Below are 14,634 nucleotides of genomic sequence, written 5' to 3'. Positions count from 1 at the left end.
TACATATCTATTTTATATGAATAAAATGTGGCGATACACGTATCATTAATTGTATTTATGATCATTCACTTATAAAAACATGGTATTTAGGTTTAATACAATATATTTCAAATGAAAGTATGAAGATAGAATGAGCCTGCATAAAAATATAATTTGCATTTTAGTTAGTTATCACTTACTATAATTTTATGAACAAGAAAACACATATAGACAGCAAAAAGAAAGATATTCTGCAGGCAGCGATGTGCTTATTTGCAACCAAAGGAATTGACGGGATTTCAGTCAAAGAAATTGGAGAGGCTGCCGGTGTGACGGATGCCGCGATTTATAAGCATTTTAAGAGCAAAGATGCGATGGCCTTGGAAGTATTTGGGCAGTATTGCAATAGCTACACCACCTTAATTGACTTCTATCGCAAGCAGAGTGGGAACTTCGTTAGTCGTTTCCATCAACTGGTGGATGAAGTGCTGAATATGCATGATGAGGACCAGTATGGTTTGCTTCTACTATCCCAGCATCATGAGCTGTATGTTGAAGCAAGCCAGAGCCAGAATGTGCGTCAGCCGCTGGAGGCGTTGACTGAATTCATCGAACAGGGGATTCAACAAGGTGAACTGCCGAAGCAGGATGCTCAGCTATCCGGTGTGCTCATCATTGGAGCTATTACACGCTTGTCCGTATCCAGCCTGGAAGGTGAACTTCCACAGCAGTTGGTTCCATTTGCAACAGAGGTCAAACAACGTTTAACAGCTTTATTAAGTAAAGGTCAGTAGTGACCTTTTCTTTTTAAATATAAAGTTAGTGTTTTCTAACTAAAATCATAATGTGAAGATAGGAAGTGGCTTATATGTCTAAAAAAATATTGGTGATTCAAGGGAATCCAGTCGCTGGCAGTTATGGAGAAGCGTTGGCTCAATCCTATGTAAAAGGAGCGAAGGCTGCAGGAGCAGAGGTTCGTTTGTTGCAGTTATCCGCGTTGGATTTTAACCCAAATCTATTAGGTGGATATCGTAATAAATTGCCGCTGGAACCTGATTTGATCCAAGCACAGGAGTCGATTAAATGGGCAGAACATCTTGTTTTTGTCTTTCCAATCTGGTGGGGCAGCTTGCCTGCATTAATGAAAGGCTTCATTGACCGTACCATTATGCCGGGGTTTGCGTTTAAGTATCAAAAAGGAAAATCCTTGCCTGACAAGCTTCTAAAAGGAAGAACAGCTCGCCTCATTACAACGATGGACGGTCCGCACTGGTACTACCGATTTTTCCAGGGACAGCCTGGGCATCGGATGATGAAGGATTCCACGCTGCATCTATGTGGTGTCAAACCAGTGCGTTCTACGACCATTGATCTTATGAATAAGTTATCGGATCAGCAGCGCAACGATTGGCTGAGCAAGGTGGAGCAGCTAGGTCGAAGCATGAGCTAGGTGTTCCCCTGACCCAAACCCATTGGCCTACAGGTAAACCATAGCGGTATCTGAGCATAATCGACCTGCGAGAAGGAAAAAGACCGCAATGGGAGCAACTAGCTCGCATTGCGGTGTTCGGAATAGCTTATGTTTGCAATCAACGTTAAATAAATATCGATGCAACGATTAAAATAAATCCGATCGCTAGACCTGCAGGGCCCCAATAATGCATAGGGATAAAAAACAGACTGTGCTGGGTTCCCATTCGATAGCGTTGTCCCGTTTCCATATCAACTAGCACTTTGTCCGAGTCGGAGTTGAGTGCTTTCCCCAAATACCAGATAATAACTCCCGACACAATGAACACAAAAGCCATTGGCAGCCGGGAATCTATGGAGTCAAGCCCTAGAGCGGATACTAAACTACCGACAATAACAAATAAAATCCCTGGAATAATAATATTTAAAATACCAAAACCCTTCCAAATAATCACATGAATACTTCCTTTCTAAATTAAAATCCAACATATGTATTTATCGGTTGAAAGAGAGATTTAGTTTACAAAATGACCCATTCAATGGGGAATTTACAATGTGTAAAACTGGAAGAACAAAAAAAGCCGTTTCTCCACATCTTCATAGCCCAGCATAATCTGGCCTGAAGGAGGAAAATCGGCTTTTTTAATTAAGTGAAGTTGAAGGCCTGTGCCTATTCGGCTGCTGCTTCCGCTTGCTGGGCTACGGAAACAACAGGCTTCATAATTCGACCCAGCATATCTTGCTTCGGACGATTCCAGGTAGTCCAGTCATCCAGCAGCAGACCGCCTGTGTCGCCGCTATTCGGATTCAGGGACCAGTACGTAAAGTACAGGTTGTTGGCACCAATATAGTCTACGAGTGCATTTTGCCATTTCCCCTCAGGAGTAGACAAATCAACATTACGACCGCCGAATTCACCGACCAGTACCGGAGCTATGTTTTGCTTGCTGATGTAGCCCCAGGTTTGATCCCAGATCGCAGGCAGGTTGGACGGGAAGGCCGGGTCGTTGAACCATGGCTGCGAAGACACACCGGGGCCGTAATCGTGTGGAGAATATACGACACGGTTCGGTACGTCCAGAACGACAGGATAGTTGGCTACACCTGTCAGGTTGCCACCCCACCAGTATTGGCTATTGTTGCCTTGTACATTGTGGTCTACACCTTCTACGAGAATCAGCCAATTCGGATTCACGGACAGAATCGCATTCCCTGCACGTTGTGCCGCCAGACGCCAGTCTGTGGAGGCATTGCCTGTACCCCAGCTTGCTTGACCGTGTGGCTCGTTGTGCAAATCCGCACCAATGACGGTGGGGTTGTTTTTATAACGGTCAGCCAACATTTTCCAGTCGCTAATCCAGCGAGACTCAGGGTACTGGGATGTGTACCACAGCTCGGATTGCCCGCCTGAGCCTGGACGGTGACGGTCAAGGATAATCTGAATACCGCGTTGTCCAGCTTTTTCGATCAGCTTGTCCATAATTTGAATCGGGTTTAATCCGACCAGATCAGGGTTTTTGTGATAATCAATACTGTCTGGACGGGAACTGGAATCGAACAACTGATTGCTGTAAGGCAGACGAATCAGATTGTAGCCTTCTTTCTTCACCTGATCCAGCATGTCGTCCATTGAGCGGCTCCACAGTCCATGCAAGGTGTAATTAGGAGTTTCCAGACCGAACCAGTTCAGGCCGTTAAATGCCGCTTCTTTCCCGGATTCGTCTACAATCTTGTTTCCTTGGGTGTGATAATATCCTTTCACACTGGCTGCATCTGCAGAAGCGGGTGTATAGCCATACAGTGTGAAGCCCATTACGAGGGAGGCAATGACGAAAAATGTTTTTTTTAATCCTTTTTTCTTCATAATTCTGCTTCCTCCTTTATTTAAAAGAATTTGTAACCGATTACATTTTTATTTTATGTTCAAATCTTCCATCAAACAAGTTCATAAAATTCGTATATTTCTAAGATTTCGTTCGAAATCAATAGATTTATAACAACGGATTATCAAGCTAAGTAGGAAAGTTCCTCTTGTAAAAGATTCGTGAAGGAGTTTCCACCCCGTATTTTTGGCCGCGCTTGTATATGAGGTAGAGGCACGCTCTAACTCTTCATTTATTATATTTTCCTGCTGTAAAAGAAGGTATATAATAAAGTGAAATTCACTTTACATACAGGTTGCAGAATATATATATTTGAAAATTAACATGCCTGACATGCAGAAAAAGAAAGGAGGGTAATTATGGTAACAACGATGAAGGAAGTTGCAGAACGTGCCGGGGTGTCGAAGAGTACAGTTTCGCAGTTTCTGCAAAAGAGATACAACTATATGAGTGAAAACACCAAGAAGAAGATCGAGCAAGCGATTGAGGATCTCAGTTATATACCCAATGAGGTGGCACGTAGTCTCAAGCAGAAGAAGACCTTCATTGTGGGGGTTATTTCTTCAACCATTTTATCGAGATTTACAACAGAAGTCGTGCGTGCCATTGAAGATGAATGCCAACTGGAAAATGTCCAGGTCATTGTCTGCAATACCGATGATGATTCGCTAAAAGAGAAAAAGTATGTCCAGTCGATGATTGCTCGGCAAGTGGATGGACTTATCATTTTCCCGACGGAAGAGAACAAGAAATTATATGTTTCCCTTGTCAAAAATGGCTATCCCTTCGTGTTTGTGGACCGAAAAATCGATGAACTCAGCGTAGATACGGTGCTACTGAATAATGAAAAGGCCAGCGAGCTTGCGGTTGAAGCACTCATTGAGCATGGTCATAACAACATTGGGATTATCACGTTCCCCTTAGGCAAAAAAGCGATCACCACACGAAGTGAGCGACTGTCAGGTTACCGAAATACGCTGGGTAAACATGACATACCCGTGAATGAAAACTATATCAAAAGCGGCAGGTTGGATGAAATGCCTAATCTGATTGGACAACTATTCCACATGGAGAACCCGCCCACCGCAATCATTGCTACGAATGACATGATTTTGGAGCAGGTGCTGATCTTTGCCAAAAATAATCATCTGACCATACCTAATGACTTTTCCTTGATTGGCATAGATGATGTATCCTTTGCGTCTTTTTATAATCCGCCGATCACAACCGTTTCCCAGCCGAGTTTTGAAATGGGGAAAAGGAGTGCCAGGCTACTGCTGGAGAAAATTGATCAAAAAGAACAGGATCATGAGGAGCTGTCAGAAATCATCCGTATGAATCCGGTCATCAACCACAGAGAATCGGTCCTAAAGCTGAACTGAATGTTTGAATAAGTCCTTTTCTTTTTTTTGAAAACGTTTTTATGAATTCTATTGTAAAAAGAAAATAAAGAGCTATAATGATCTTATGATTCGAGTCATGAATACCCTTTCATTTATGGTTGTCCTGAATTTAGTGATGATGGTGATTGAAGAGAGGGGAGGAATGGAGCTTAAGCGAATAATGTATGGAGTAATTTGTGATTTAATTCACAAGGAAATGATTCTGCTTCTTTTTACATTCCCGGAAGGGAAATTTTTTTCGAGTATTACTAAATCGATTTAGTAAGAATGGAAAATAATAAAAGAAAGTCGGAGATCACTATGGAAATGTTTATGAGCATTATCAGGGAGCCATCCATCATTATCGCGATTGTGACATTACTCGGCCTTATATTCCAGAGGAAGAAAGTATCAGAAATCATTACGGGAACTACCCTTTCTTTCATGGGCTTCACCATGATCAAGGTCGGCGGCGGCATTTTAGGAGGCGTTCTCACTAACTTCAGCCAAATTTTTTCTTATGCGTTCAACCTTAAAGGTGTCGTACCCAGCAATGAAGCCATTATGGCACTGACCATTGATCAGATCGGGGCGGATGCTGCGCTCATTCTGCTCTTTTCCATGATCCTTAACATCGTGCTTGCACGTCTGACCAAGTTCAAGTACATTTATTTGTCTCTTCACTTGATTTTGTTTATGAGCTTTGCCGCTACAGCCGTTATGAAAGGTCTAGGTCTCAGTTCGCTGACTACGATCATCGTCGGTTCATTGGTCATTGGGAGCTATATGGCGGTGTTTCCTTACCTACTCCGGAATGCTAGCAAAAACATTATTAAATCGGATGATTATACGATTGCTCATGCTTCCATGACCTCTTACATTCTGGGCACCTATTTAGGGAAAGTGTTCGGTAACCGTGAAAATGACACCGAAAATGTAAAAATTAATGACCGCATCAGTTTTTTGCGCGACCCCAATGTTGCAACGACCTTGACGATGCTTGTGCTTTTGCTGGTATCCGGACTGGTTGCTGGTTCTGATTATGTCAGCAAATTATCGGATGGCAAAGAATATATCGTCTTTATCCTCGAACAGTCAGCTATTTTTGCTGCCGGCTTGTATATCGCAAAAGCAGGTGTTAAGCTGTTCACAACTGAAATTGTACCCGCTTTCAAAGGATTCTCCCAAGTGTTCGCACCTGGAGCAATCCCTGGTGTGGATGTTCTGGTACTGTTCGATAAATCACCCAATTCCGCGTTGGTAGGCTTCTTGGTCAGCTTCTTCACAGGCGTTGCCTGCGTCTTTCTTTTCCCGTTTGTCGGATTGCCTGTCATTGTGCCAGGGATCATGGCCTGCTTCCTCGCTGGTGGTGCAGCCGCGATATTCGGCAATTCCAGCGGTGGTTTTAGAGGAGCTGTTATTTCCAGTTGTCTTAATGGATTCTTGCTCTGTCTGCTGCCAGCTCTCACCTTGCCGCTCTTTTCTTTTTTGGGTGCCGAAGGGGTAACGTTCGCCGATCCCGACTTTACTACCCTTTCCGGAGTACTTTGGCTTATTTTTCGCTGGTTTTAAACTAAACCGATTTATGAATTTTTTCAAAATAACTCATCTAAATCAATTGTGCTTAAAAAGAGGAGGAATGATCCATGTTTTTTAATGACCAAGATATTCAAATTGATATCGTTGACAGTAATACCACCCGGAAAGTGCTGGCCCACAGCGACCAGCTTATGTATGTCAAAGTGATGTTTGCCAAAGCCCAAACAGGGGAAATCCTGTTGCATAAGCATGTCCATGAACAAGTCACTTATGTAATAAAGGGAAGTTTTAAGTTCATGATTGATGATGGCGAAACCAAGGAAGTCCAGACCGTCAAAGAAGGAGACAGCATCCATTTTCCATCCGATACTCTTCATGGCTGTATCCCACTGGAGGATGGCGGCATTCTGCTAGATGCATTTACACCAGCACGTGCAGATTTCCTGTAACGTCCGATCATTTCATTTTTATCTTTTTTAGAAGAAGACCGGCAAGTATGTTATATTTAACAAACGGCAATCGTGATGAACAGTAATATAGTGATTTTTAGAAAAGGATGAGACAATTTTGGAAAACAACGAAACTCAGCAGGAATTTGCAGAAGTATATGAGCAGCTTAAAGTAGCTGCAAACCGAACCTCCGATTGGAAAACACGCCTAGCTGCGGTAAATGATCTGGGTGCATGGAAGAACCAGCAGACGATTGACTTGCTGACACACCGTTTGAATCATGATACGGTATATGCCGTTCAGGAAGCCGCTTACCGCAGACTTCAGGAATGGGGCGAGAATGTACAGCCGCCTGTGCGCAAAGAGGGTGAGCTTGTTAAGGGCCTGACGAAGATTCTGGTGCGGATTAAAAAAAGCTTGCCAGCCGACCATACCTACAACGATTTTCGCGAGAAGCTGCACAAGATGAGAGTCGATATTTATGACATCTATGAAGGCGACAAGGGCGCTGAATTTGACCAGTGGCTGGAGCAAAAATGGGCTTCATTATCCACAAGGTAATTTCTGAACCCTGTAATTGTATGTATTTTAAGGATGGTTGCAGGTGATACAGACAGAGCCTTAACAAGGATAAGGGATTATCTTTGTTAAGGTTTTTTTGTATATATACTTCGGCAATAGGGTACGATGGGATCGGATTATTTTAGTGTGTACATGGGAGGGACTAACATGAGCAAGGCGAAGCTGTGTTTTATCGGGGCTGGCTTTCACGCTTCAACGAATATATATCCTGCTGTTATTGGGGCAGGTGCTGAAATTCAGGCGATTGCGACTAGAGATTTAAGCAGATCGAAGACAGCACTTCAGCGGTTTGGAAGTAGTGGCACACCTTATGACAATTACAAGGCTATGCTGGAGCAGGAAGACTGTGATGGAGTTGTCGTGATAGCACAAGCGGCAGATCATCCTTCGCTCGTACTAGACTGCATTAAGGCTGGAAAACATGTCTTTGTAGACAAGCCACTGGGTTGGAATGCCGAGGAAGCGGCCCAAATTGCAGATGCGGCAGAAGCAGCAGGCGTTGTGCTGATGGTCGGTTTCATGAAGCGCTACGCACCTGTATACATAAAGTTAAAAGAATGGATTGAGGGTGGCTCGCTTGGAGCCGCACGCTCATTTCAGGCAAAATTTCTCGTGGACAGTACCCAGTTTTGTAAAACTGGCGAAGACTTCATGAAGCTGGCGGCGGTTCATATGGTCGACCTGGTACGTTATTTGTTCGGGGAAGTGGTACAGGTTACCGGATTTGCGAACGATAACGGTGAGTGTATTTCCCATACGATTGCCTTGAAATTTGAAAATGGTGTAGTGGGCAGCCTATACTTCGCAGGTATGACAGCATGGACACGCGAGAGTGAAGGTATTACGGTAACCTTTGACCACGGTTTTGCGAACGCGGATGAGGTGAATACACTGATCATTCACAAGTCGGAGAGTCATACAGAGCTTCCTTGGAAATCCCTTGCGGAAAATGATACGGTTCTGACACCATCAGCTTCCGCGATGTCGGGCGGATACCGTGATTTGTACTTGCGCGGTTTTGTCGGTGAAATCGCACATTTCATAAACTGCTGCCAAGAAGGACGTACGCCTGATTCAAGTGGACGGGACAACGTGAAAACGATGGAGCTGTGCGACCGCATTTTGGCTGCCCTCTAATAGGATATCTATTTTATATCCAAGCTTCGGAGCCTGGACGGTACCTTAGTTTGGGTGATTTTAAAGAAGCTTCGGTTTAACTGGTCAGTAGATGGCTCCTGCATGTGTCGGGAGTCATTTTTTTTAATAAGTATCGTTATTACGTGTTATTGTCGAACATAATGATTCCAGAGATTGCTGTCCATTTTGATATAATCTCTGCTGAAAATATGCCAACAAAGGAGAATGATGCGCTAGAATAGAAAATAGAAAGCGTTCTCATTATCTACTTTTCTGCGATGGCTCAGGGGGAGATGGCATATGCGTTTAAGGTACCAACCATTAAACACATTACGTAATCAGATTTTTATCGGATTTATACTGGTGATGCTTATTATGATGAGTGTAGCGGGGGCGTTCATTTATCTCAATGTGTCTCACCTGTTAAAAGACAGTGCCGAGCGACATATTGGTCAAACTGCGGTACAAGCAAGCGGTAGGCTGGATGCATTAATCGGCCAGATGGACAGTTTGACGGAGCAGGTCGCGAATCACCCGTCTGTTCAGCATATTTTGCTGGAGGAGCGCAACGGGGGCAAGGTGAATTTTGGACAGCGTCAATCCCTACTGCAAGTAATGCATAGCTATCAGGCATATATGCCGAGTGTCGGCTCACTGGAACTGTATACTGCTGAAGGGAAGATGTTGTTTCCGATTAGAGAGGGCAGTCTGGAGGAACGTATTGGACAGGCAGACATCCGTGAGGCGAATCAGATGAAAGGAAGACTGGTCTGGATCGGGATTGATCCCGAAGATTCCCGGTCACTGCTGGCAATTCGGCAGGTGAGCCTGGTGGATCGCTGGTTCTCACGTGGAGGGTACCTGATTACCCGTATGGAGCGAAGTTATTTTGGACTGAATGGTGCGTCAGCAGTCAATGAAGAAGCGGATGAAACCATGTTGCTTGTAGATCGTCAAGGCCAGCTGCTGTCGGGTGAACCAATGAACCAGACGGATTTGTCAGGTGTACTGCACAGCAAAACACAGACGGTTCATATTGGGGAACGGGAATATGTGAAGGCGGTTCAGCAGTCGGAGCGGACGGGCTGGTCGCTGCTGATCCTGATTCCGGTTAGCGTCGTCACAGACGGAATTACGGTTTTACGGACTACGCTTATCATTTCCGCGTGCCTTGGTGCCGTGCTATTTCTGTTCATGTCCTTTATGTTGTCTACGTTGATTACAAGACCGATAGGTCACTTGATTCAGGCGATGCGTCGTTCACGGGAAGGGGCATTGGCCCTGAATCCAGAACCGGCAGCAGCCGTCGAGTTGCGAGAATTGAACGCAGAGTACAATACGATGATTGTCGATATCAATGAATTGATCCATGTCATTTACGAGAAGGAGGTTTTACAAAGCCAGACCGAGCTTAAAGCTCTGCAGGCGCAGATCAATCCGCATTTCCTTTTTAATACGCTGGATGCTTTCAACTGGTCGCTACAGGAGAAGGGAGAGGAGGAGCTTGCCGGGCTGATGGTGTCCATGTCGCGGCTGTTTCGTTATGTTATCGAACCGGCTCACCATGACTCTTGGGTGACCCTCGGGGAAGAAATGGCGCAAATCCGTCGTTATCTGGAACTGATGGAGATGCGTCTGGGGGAGCGTCTGAGCTGGCAAATTCATATGCCTTCAGAGGCAGCCAGAATTCCGCTTCCTAAACTGCTGATCCAGCCTATTCTAGAGAATGCTATTTTGCATGGTGTGGAAAATCGCATCGGCAACGGCCGTGTTGAAATCAGTGTCACTCCTTCGACCAGACCGGGGTGGACCAGGATCGCGGTCATAGATAACGGACCTGGAATGACAATGGAAGAACTTGCAGCTGTGCGTACAGCGTTGATGGGGGGAGCAGCCTGCGAGAGCAAGGGAACCGGTATGGGACTGGTTAATGTGCAGCGCAGGCTCGCTCTCTATTATGACAGCGCATCTTATCCAACGGACGGTGTGCTGATACATAGTGCTGAGCAGGAAGGAACGGTGGTCGCTTTTGAAATTCCTGATGAATATGGAGGGCGGTAGGAATGAGTGTTTCATCCAAAACCATTGTCATTGTAGACGATGAACAGCGAACACGTCAGGGGATACACCAGACACTGGAGCAATGGGCAGCCGGGAAATACCGGATTGTGACATTCGGTAATGGTTTGGAAGCACTAAATATACTGCGTGCAGAGACGGTTCATCTGTTGATTACGGATGTCCGGTTGCCGGAATTCAGTGGGCTGGATTTAATCCGCTCTCTGGAACGGGATTCACGACGACCAGCGACCATTGTCATCTCAGGCTATGCGGAGTTTGATTATGTCCAGCAGGCTCTTCGTCTGGGAGCCGTCAATTATTTGCTCAAACCGATTGATAAACAAGAGCTGCTGAATGCGGTCAATGAAGCGCTTCGGCTGGAAGAGGAGCGGCAGCGATACGAGAAGCTGGACAAGCTGGCTGACCCTGTTCTCCTAGAGCTTGATCTCCAGGCGGCTACCCTTAGTGATCCGGTACGACGTGCCTTCACCTTTATGGCGGAGCATCTTCACGAATCCATTACGATGGCGCAGACTGCCGCGCATTCACACCTGAATGCGAGCTATTTTAGTGTTTTATTCAAGGAGCAAAGTGGTTTGTCCTTCAGCGAATATCTGCATCGGCTGCGGATGCAACGGGCCAAGGAGCTACTGCTGCATACCCAATTGACGATTGCCCAAATCGGCGAACGATCAGGCTACCGAACAGATAAATATTTTATTAAAGTATTCAAAGCGACCGAGGGGATAAGTCCCAGCCGCTACAGGCAGCAGATGCGTACAGGGCCGGAGAATATCGACTGACAGTAGGCAGATCAAACCCAATAAAAGTGGAATTATACCCAATGAGCGTACCCTGTTGAAAGCAGGAATAGAGTGCTAAACTTACAAATGATAACGGTTACAAAAAAATATAAATACAACAAACGGAGGTCTAACGATGTCCAACGAGTATGGTTTACGTAAGCGCTCACATCAAAAATGGTTTGCTGGGTTGACCCTGCTGCTGTCATTCATGCTGGTGTTATCCGGTTGCGGTGTTGGTAAAGATGGTCAAGGCGGTTCCAGTGGAGACGGGGGAAAGGTTACACTCAAAATGATGCACCTGTGGCCCGAGGGAAGTTCGGCACAGCAGAGCAAGCTAGTGACTCAGATTATAGATCAATACCAAAAGGATCATCCGAATGTCGTCATTCAGCAGGAAGTGCTGGAAAATGAACAATATAAAAACAAACTCAAAGTGCTGTCAGCTTCCAATGAATTGCCGGATATCGGCATCACCTGGGCAGCAGGCTTTATGGAGCCTTACGTTAAAGGTGGATTATTTACGCCGATGGATGACCTGCTGCAAGGTTCCAAGCTGAAGGACAAATTCGTACCGGGAACGACCGAAGCTTATGCGCTGAATGGCAAAACGTATGCGCTTCCGATTGAATTAAATATTACACCCATTTATTACAACAAAGCCATATTCCAAAAATACAATTTGAAGGTACCTGCGACATTTGACGAATTTAAGCAGGTTGTGAAAACACTTACGGATCATGGAGTAGCACCGATTGCATTGGGCAATAAAGACCGCTGGACCGGCTCGCTCTGGTATATGTATTTGGCGGACCGTATAGCAGGTAACGAAACGCTGAAAAAAGCGATTGACGGCTCAGGATCGTTCGATGACCCTGGTTTAATTCAGGCGGCCTCCGAAGTTCAGACGCTTGTGGATATGAATGCCTTTAACAAAGGATTTAACGGCTTGTCCAATGATGAGGGAAAATCCGAATTTATGAACAACAAAGCGGCTATGTATTTAATGGCTACTTGGGAATTGCCGAATTTTACGACCAATCCCGCAATCCCGCAAGCATTTAAAGATCAAATTGGCTTCTTTAAATTTCCGATGGTTGCAGGCGGTAAGGGCAACGAGAACAGTTGGGTAGGAGGTCCGGGAGTAGGTTTGTTTGTTTCTGAGAATTCCAAGGTGAAAGAAGAGGCCAAAGCGTTCGTTGAATACTTTTTAGTCAAATGGGGAGAACAATCGGTCACACAGGCGGGCGTTATTCCGGCGACGAAAGTGGACACCTCCAAAGAAAAATTGCCCAAGCTGTATGTCGATTTGCTGAACGGACTGAATCAAGCCAGCAGTATTACGTTGTTCGCCGATGTACAGATGAAGCCGAATGCAGCGCAGGTACATTTGAATATGATTCAGGCGTTGTTTGGTAAAGCGGTGACACCGCAACAATTTGCCGACCAGCATAAGGCTGCCATCGAGAAAGGAAATTGAAATTGACCACCTAAGGAGGTCCAACCGTGGAAAAGGTCATGTCCAATAAGCTTGTCATTGCTCTCTATGTATTGCCTTCTCTGCTGCTGTTATTAGCCGTAATATATGTACCCATCGTACTGACCGGCTATTACGGCCTGAATCAGTGGAATGGAATCGGTTCTATGACTTTTGTGGGGCTGGACAATTATCAACATTTGCTCACAGACAGTGCATTCTGGCAAAGTGCCTGGCATTCGCTGCTGCTGGCCTTGTTTTCAGGCATCAGTCTGATCGGTTATCTGGTCATTGCGATGATTTTGTCAGGAAAAATCAAGGGAGCGAATCTGCTGCGGAAAATTTATCTGATTCCCATGCTGTTGTCATCTGTAGCGATCGCACAGCTGTGGCTCAAAATGTATCATCCAACAAACGGAGTGTTCAATTCCATACTGGCGTCGGTCGGAGTTCACAACCCGCCTGAATGGTTAGCTAATCCGTCCTTGGTGCTGTTTGCTTTGTTCATCCCGATTATTTGGCAATATGCAGGCTTTTATATCTTGATCTATTATGCCGGGCTGAAAAACATTCCCGAAACGCTGATGGAGGCTGCCCGGATTGACGGGGCCAGTGCCTGGCAGATTGCGACTCGTATCAAATTGCCCCTGTTGCGCGAGGTGATTAACGTTACGATCATATTGTCCATTGTCGGCTCGCTCAAATATTTTGACCTCATCTACGTCATGACGGATGGTGGGCCGAATGGAGCCAGTGAAGTGATGGCTTCGTACATGTACCACCAGGCATTCCGCAGCTTTGATTTTGGATACGGTAGCGCTACAGCCTTTGCCCTGTTGCTCATCTGTCTGATCGCTACGTGGCTGATCCGCAAGGTTACGGCTCCTAGTGACACCATCCAGTATTCATAATACGGTCATGCAAATAGATGAGGGTAACAAAGGACAGGAAGAGGGAGGAACGGATATGAAAACCCAGGCAGCCGCCAACTATCCGCTTGGAGTCGCTACCCGCGGCAAAATGTTAAACCGGGTCGGTTATGCCGCTTTGTATATCATTTTAATCATCTTGGCGGTGACGCAGCTTTTACCGCTGGTGTGGCTGATGCTGTTCTCACTTAAAAATAATCAGGAAGTGTTTAACCTTCCGCCGTTTGCACTCCCGTCCCAGCCACATTGGGAGAACTATATGAATGTGTGGACCAGCGGCAATATCGGGCGGTATTTCTTCAATAGTGTGTGGATTACGGTCATATCCGTGGCGTTAACGGTGCTGCTCGCCAGCTTTGTAACGTTTGCCATTACGCGTATGCGGTGGAAAGGAAGCCAGCTGGTTCTCGGGCTCTTTATGGTCGGACTGATGATTCCAGTCCATTCCACCTTGATTCCGTTGTTCAGTATGTTTCTCAAACTGCATTTAACAGACACTTCACTCTCTATCATCCTGTCGTATGTTGCTTTTAATCTGCCGACAACGATGATGATCTTGCTGGGATTCTATTACGCCCTGCCCCGTGAAGTGGAAGAAGCGGCCGTTATGGACGGATGTTCCGTCAACCGAATGTTCTTCCGGATTGTGCTGCCCATGACAACCCCCGTTATGGCAACGACGTCTATTATTAATATGATCTATAACTGGAATGAGTTTATTTTCGTGAATACGTTTATTAGTTCGGACGAAAACAAAACACTGACCGTTGGTGTTCAAAACTTTATCGGACAATATACGACCGACTGGGGAGCTATCGGAGCAACGCTGATGATCAGCATTTTGCCCATTTTGCTCGTGTTCCTCATCATGAGTGACCGGATTGTGGAAGGGATCGCAGCCGGGTCGGTTAAGGGGTAAAACAAATTCCCCTGGTTAGAAGA

The 14,634-nt window shown here is 45.5% G+C and carries 14 protein-coding genes; 12 read left to right on the top strand and 2 right to left on the bottom strand.

Going from position 1 to position 14,634, the window contains the following annotated elements:
- The first annotated feature begins 188 nt into the window (after positions 1–188).
- Both MKX46_RS08075 and MKX46_RS08070 read left to right on the top strand, forming a co-directional pair.
- Positions 189–773 carry a TetR/AcrR family transcriptional regulator gene (locus tag MKX46_RS08075; RefSeq protein ID WP_029515631.1) on the top strand — a complete coding sequence of 195 codons (585 nt, stop codon included), beginning with the start codon at positions 189–191 and terminating at the stop codon, positions 771–773.
- 74 nt (positions 774–847) lie between these two features.
- Positions 848–1,429 carry an NAD(P)H-dependent oxidoreductase gene (locus MKX46_RS08070; RefSeq protein WP_029515630.1) on the top strand — a complete coding sequence of 194 codons (582 nt, stop codon included), beginning with the start codon at positions 848–850 and terminating at the stop codon, positions 1,427–1,429.
- A gap of 145 nt (positions 1,430–1,574) precedes the next feature.
- On the opposite strand, the gene MKX46_RS08065 is transcribed toward MKX46_RS08070, so the two are convergent.
- Together MKX46_RS08065 and MKX46_RS08060 are read right to left on the bottom strand one after the other, a co-directional pair.
- Positions 1,575–1,904: a hypothetical protein gene (locus tag MKX46_RS08065; protein ID WP_029515629.1), complete on the bottom strand. Its 330-nt coding sequence runs from the start codon at positions 1,902–1,904 to the stop codon at positions 1,575–1,577.
- 215 nt (positions 1,905–2,119) lie between these two features.
- Positions 2,120–3,313: a glycoside hydrolase family 5 protein gene (locus tag MKX46_RS08060; protein WP_029515628.1), complete on the bottom strand. Its 1,194-nt coding sequence runs from the start codon at positions 3,311–3,313 to the stop codon at positions 2,120–2,122.
- 378 nt (positions 3,314–3,691) lie between these two features.
- On the opposite strand from MKX46_RS08060, the gene MKX46_RS08055 reads away from it, so the two are divergent.
- From MKX46_RS08055 to MKX46_RS08010, 10 genes are all read left to right on the top strand, one after another.
- On the top strand, positions 3,692–4,714 hold the full coding sequence (locus tag MKX46_RS08055) for a substrate-binding domain-containing protein (RefSeq protein ID WP_029515627.1): 1,023 nt from the start codon (positions 3,692–3,694) through the stop codon (positions 4,712–4,714).
- Positions 4,715–5,035: 321 nt separating this feature from the next.
- Positions 5,036–6,286 (top strand): PTS ascorbate transporter subunit IIC, encoded by a 1,251-nt coding sequence (locus MKX46_RS08050; RefSeq protein ID WP_029515625.1) that lies wholly within the window; start codon positions 5,036–5,038, stop codon positions 6,284–6,286.
- Between the two features lie 74 nt (positions 6,287–6,360).
- Positions 6,361–6,702 carry a cupin domain-containing protein gene (locus MKX46_RS08045; RefSeq protein WP_029515624.1) on the top strand — a complete coding sequence of 114 codons (342 nt, stop codon included), beginning with the start codon at positions 6,361–6,363 and terminating at the stop codon, positions 6,700–6,702.
- A 118-nt stretch (positions 6,703–6,820) separates the two neighbouring features.
- Positions 6,821–7,264 (top strand): HEAT repeat domain-containing protein, encoded by a 444-nt coding sequence (locus tag MKX46_RS08040; RefSeq protein ID WP_029515623.1) that lies wholly within the window; start codon positions 6,821–6,823, stop codon positions 7,262–7,264.
- 168 nt (positions 7,265–7,432) lie between these two features.
- Positions 7,433–8,422 (top strand): Gfo/Idh/MocA family protein, encoded by a 990-nt coding sequence (locus tag MKX46_RS08035; RefSeq protein ID WP_209949785.1) that lies wholly within the window; start codon positions 7,433–7,435, stop codon positions 8,420–8,422.
- Between the two features lie 300 nt (positions 8,423–8,722).
- Positions 8,723–10,483, top strand: a complete 1,761-nt coding sequence (locus MKX46_RS08030; protein WP_341071115.1) for a cache domain-containing sensor histidine kinase — start codon at positions 8,723–8,725, stop codon at positions 10,481–10,483.
- 2 nt (positions 10,484–10,485) lie between these two features.
- Complete coding sequence (locus tag MKX46_RS08025; protein WP_165149581.1) at positions 10,486–11,286, top strand: response regulator transcription factor; 801 nt, start codon at positions 10,486–10,488, stop codon at positions 11,284–11,286.
- 136 nt (positions 11,287–11,422) lie between these two features.
- Positions 11,423–12,766 carry an extracellular solute-binding protein gene (locus tag MKX46_RS08020; protein WP_341071114.1) on the top strand — a complete coding sequence of 448 codons (1,344 nt, stop codon included), beginning with the start codon at positions 11,423–11,425 and terminating at the stop codon, positions 12,764–12,766.
- A gap of 26 nt (positions 12,767–12,792) precedes the next feature.
- Positions 12,793–13,674 carry a carbohydrate ABC transporter permease gene (locus MKX46_RS08015; protein ID WP_341071113.1) on the top strand — a complete coding sequence of 294 codons (882 nt, stop codon included), beginning with the start codon at positions 12,793–12,795 and terminating at the stop codon, positions 13,672–13,674.
- Between the two features lie 55 nt (positions 13,675–13,729).
- The gene (locus tag MKX46_RS08010) at positions 13,730–14,611 is read left to right on the top strand and encodes a carbohydrate ABC transporter permease (RefSeq protein WP_029515617.1); all 882 of its coding nucleotides are present in this window, start codon (positions 13,730–13,732) and stop codon (positions 14,609–14,611) included.
- The last annotated feature ends 23 nt before the right edge of the window (positions 14,612–14,634 follow it).

The sequence above is a fragment of the Paenibacillus sp. FSL P4-0113 genome, from assembly GCF_038009305.1.
GTDB lineage: Bacteria > Bacillota > Bacilli > Paenibacillales > Paenibacillaceae > Paenibacillus > Paenibacillus polymyxa_D.
This window is presented reverse-complemented; position numbering and strand designations above follow the sequence as displayed.

What these genes read in the sequence shown, in the direction of transcription:
- MKX46_RS08030 (WP_341071115.1), top strand. Translation starts at nt 8,723, where the DNA reads ATGCGTTTAAGGTACCAACCATTAAACACATTACGTAATCAGATTTTT.
- MKX46_RS08025 (WP_165149581.1), top strand. Translation starts at nt 10,486, where the DNA reads ATGAGTGTTTCATCCAAAACCATTGTCATTGTAGACGATGAACAGCGA.
- MKX46_RS08035 (WP_209949785.1), top strand. Translation starts at nt 7,433, where the DNA reads ATGAGCAAGGCGAAGCTGTGTTTTATCGGGGCTGGCTTTCACGCTTCA.
- MKX46_RS08070 (WP_029515630.1), top strand. Translation starts at nt 848, where the DNA reads ATGTCTAAAAAAATATTGGTGATTCAAGGGAATCCAGTCGCTGGCAGT.
- MKX46_RS08055 (WP_029515627.1), top strand. Translation starts at nt 3,692, where the DNA reads ATGGTAACAACGATGAAGGAAGTTGCAGAACGTGCCGGGGTGTCGAAG.
- MKX46_RS08075 (WP_029515631.1), top strand. Translation starts at nt 189, where the DNA reads ATGAACAAGAAAACACATATAGACAGCAAAAAGAAAGATATTCTGCAG.
- MKX46_RS08060 (WP_029515628.1), bottom strand. Translation starts at nt 3,313, where the DNA reads ATGAAGAAAAAAGGATTAAAAAAAACATTTTTCGTCATTGCCTCCCTC.
- MKX46_RS08045 (WP_029515624.1), top strand. Translation starts at nt 6,361, where the DNA reads ATGTTTTTTAATGACCAAGATATTCAAATTGATATCGTTGACAGTAAT.
- MKX46_RS08050 (WP_029515625.1), top strand. Translation starts at nt 5,036, where the DNA reads ATGGAAATGTTTATGAGCATTATCAGGGAGCCATCCATCATTATCGCG.
- MKX46_RS08020 (WP_341071114.1), top strand. Translation starts at nt 11,423, where the DNA reads ATGTCCAACGAGTATGGTTTACGTAAGCGCTCACATCAAAAATGGTTT.
- MKX46_RS08010 (WP_029515617.1), top strand. Translation starts at nt 13,730, where the DNA reads ATGAAAACCCAGGCAGCCGCCAACTATCCGCTTGGAGTCGCTACCCGC.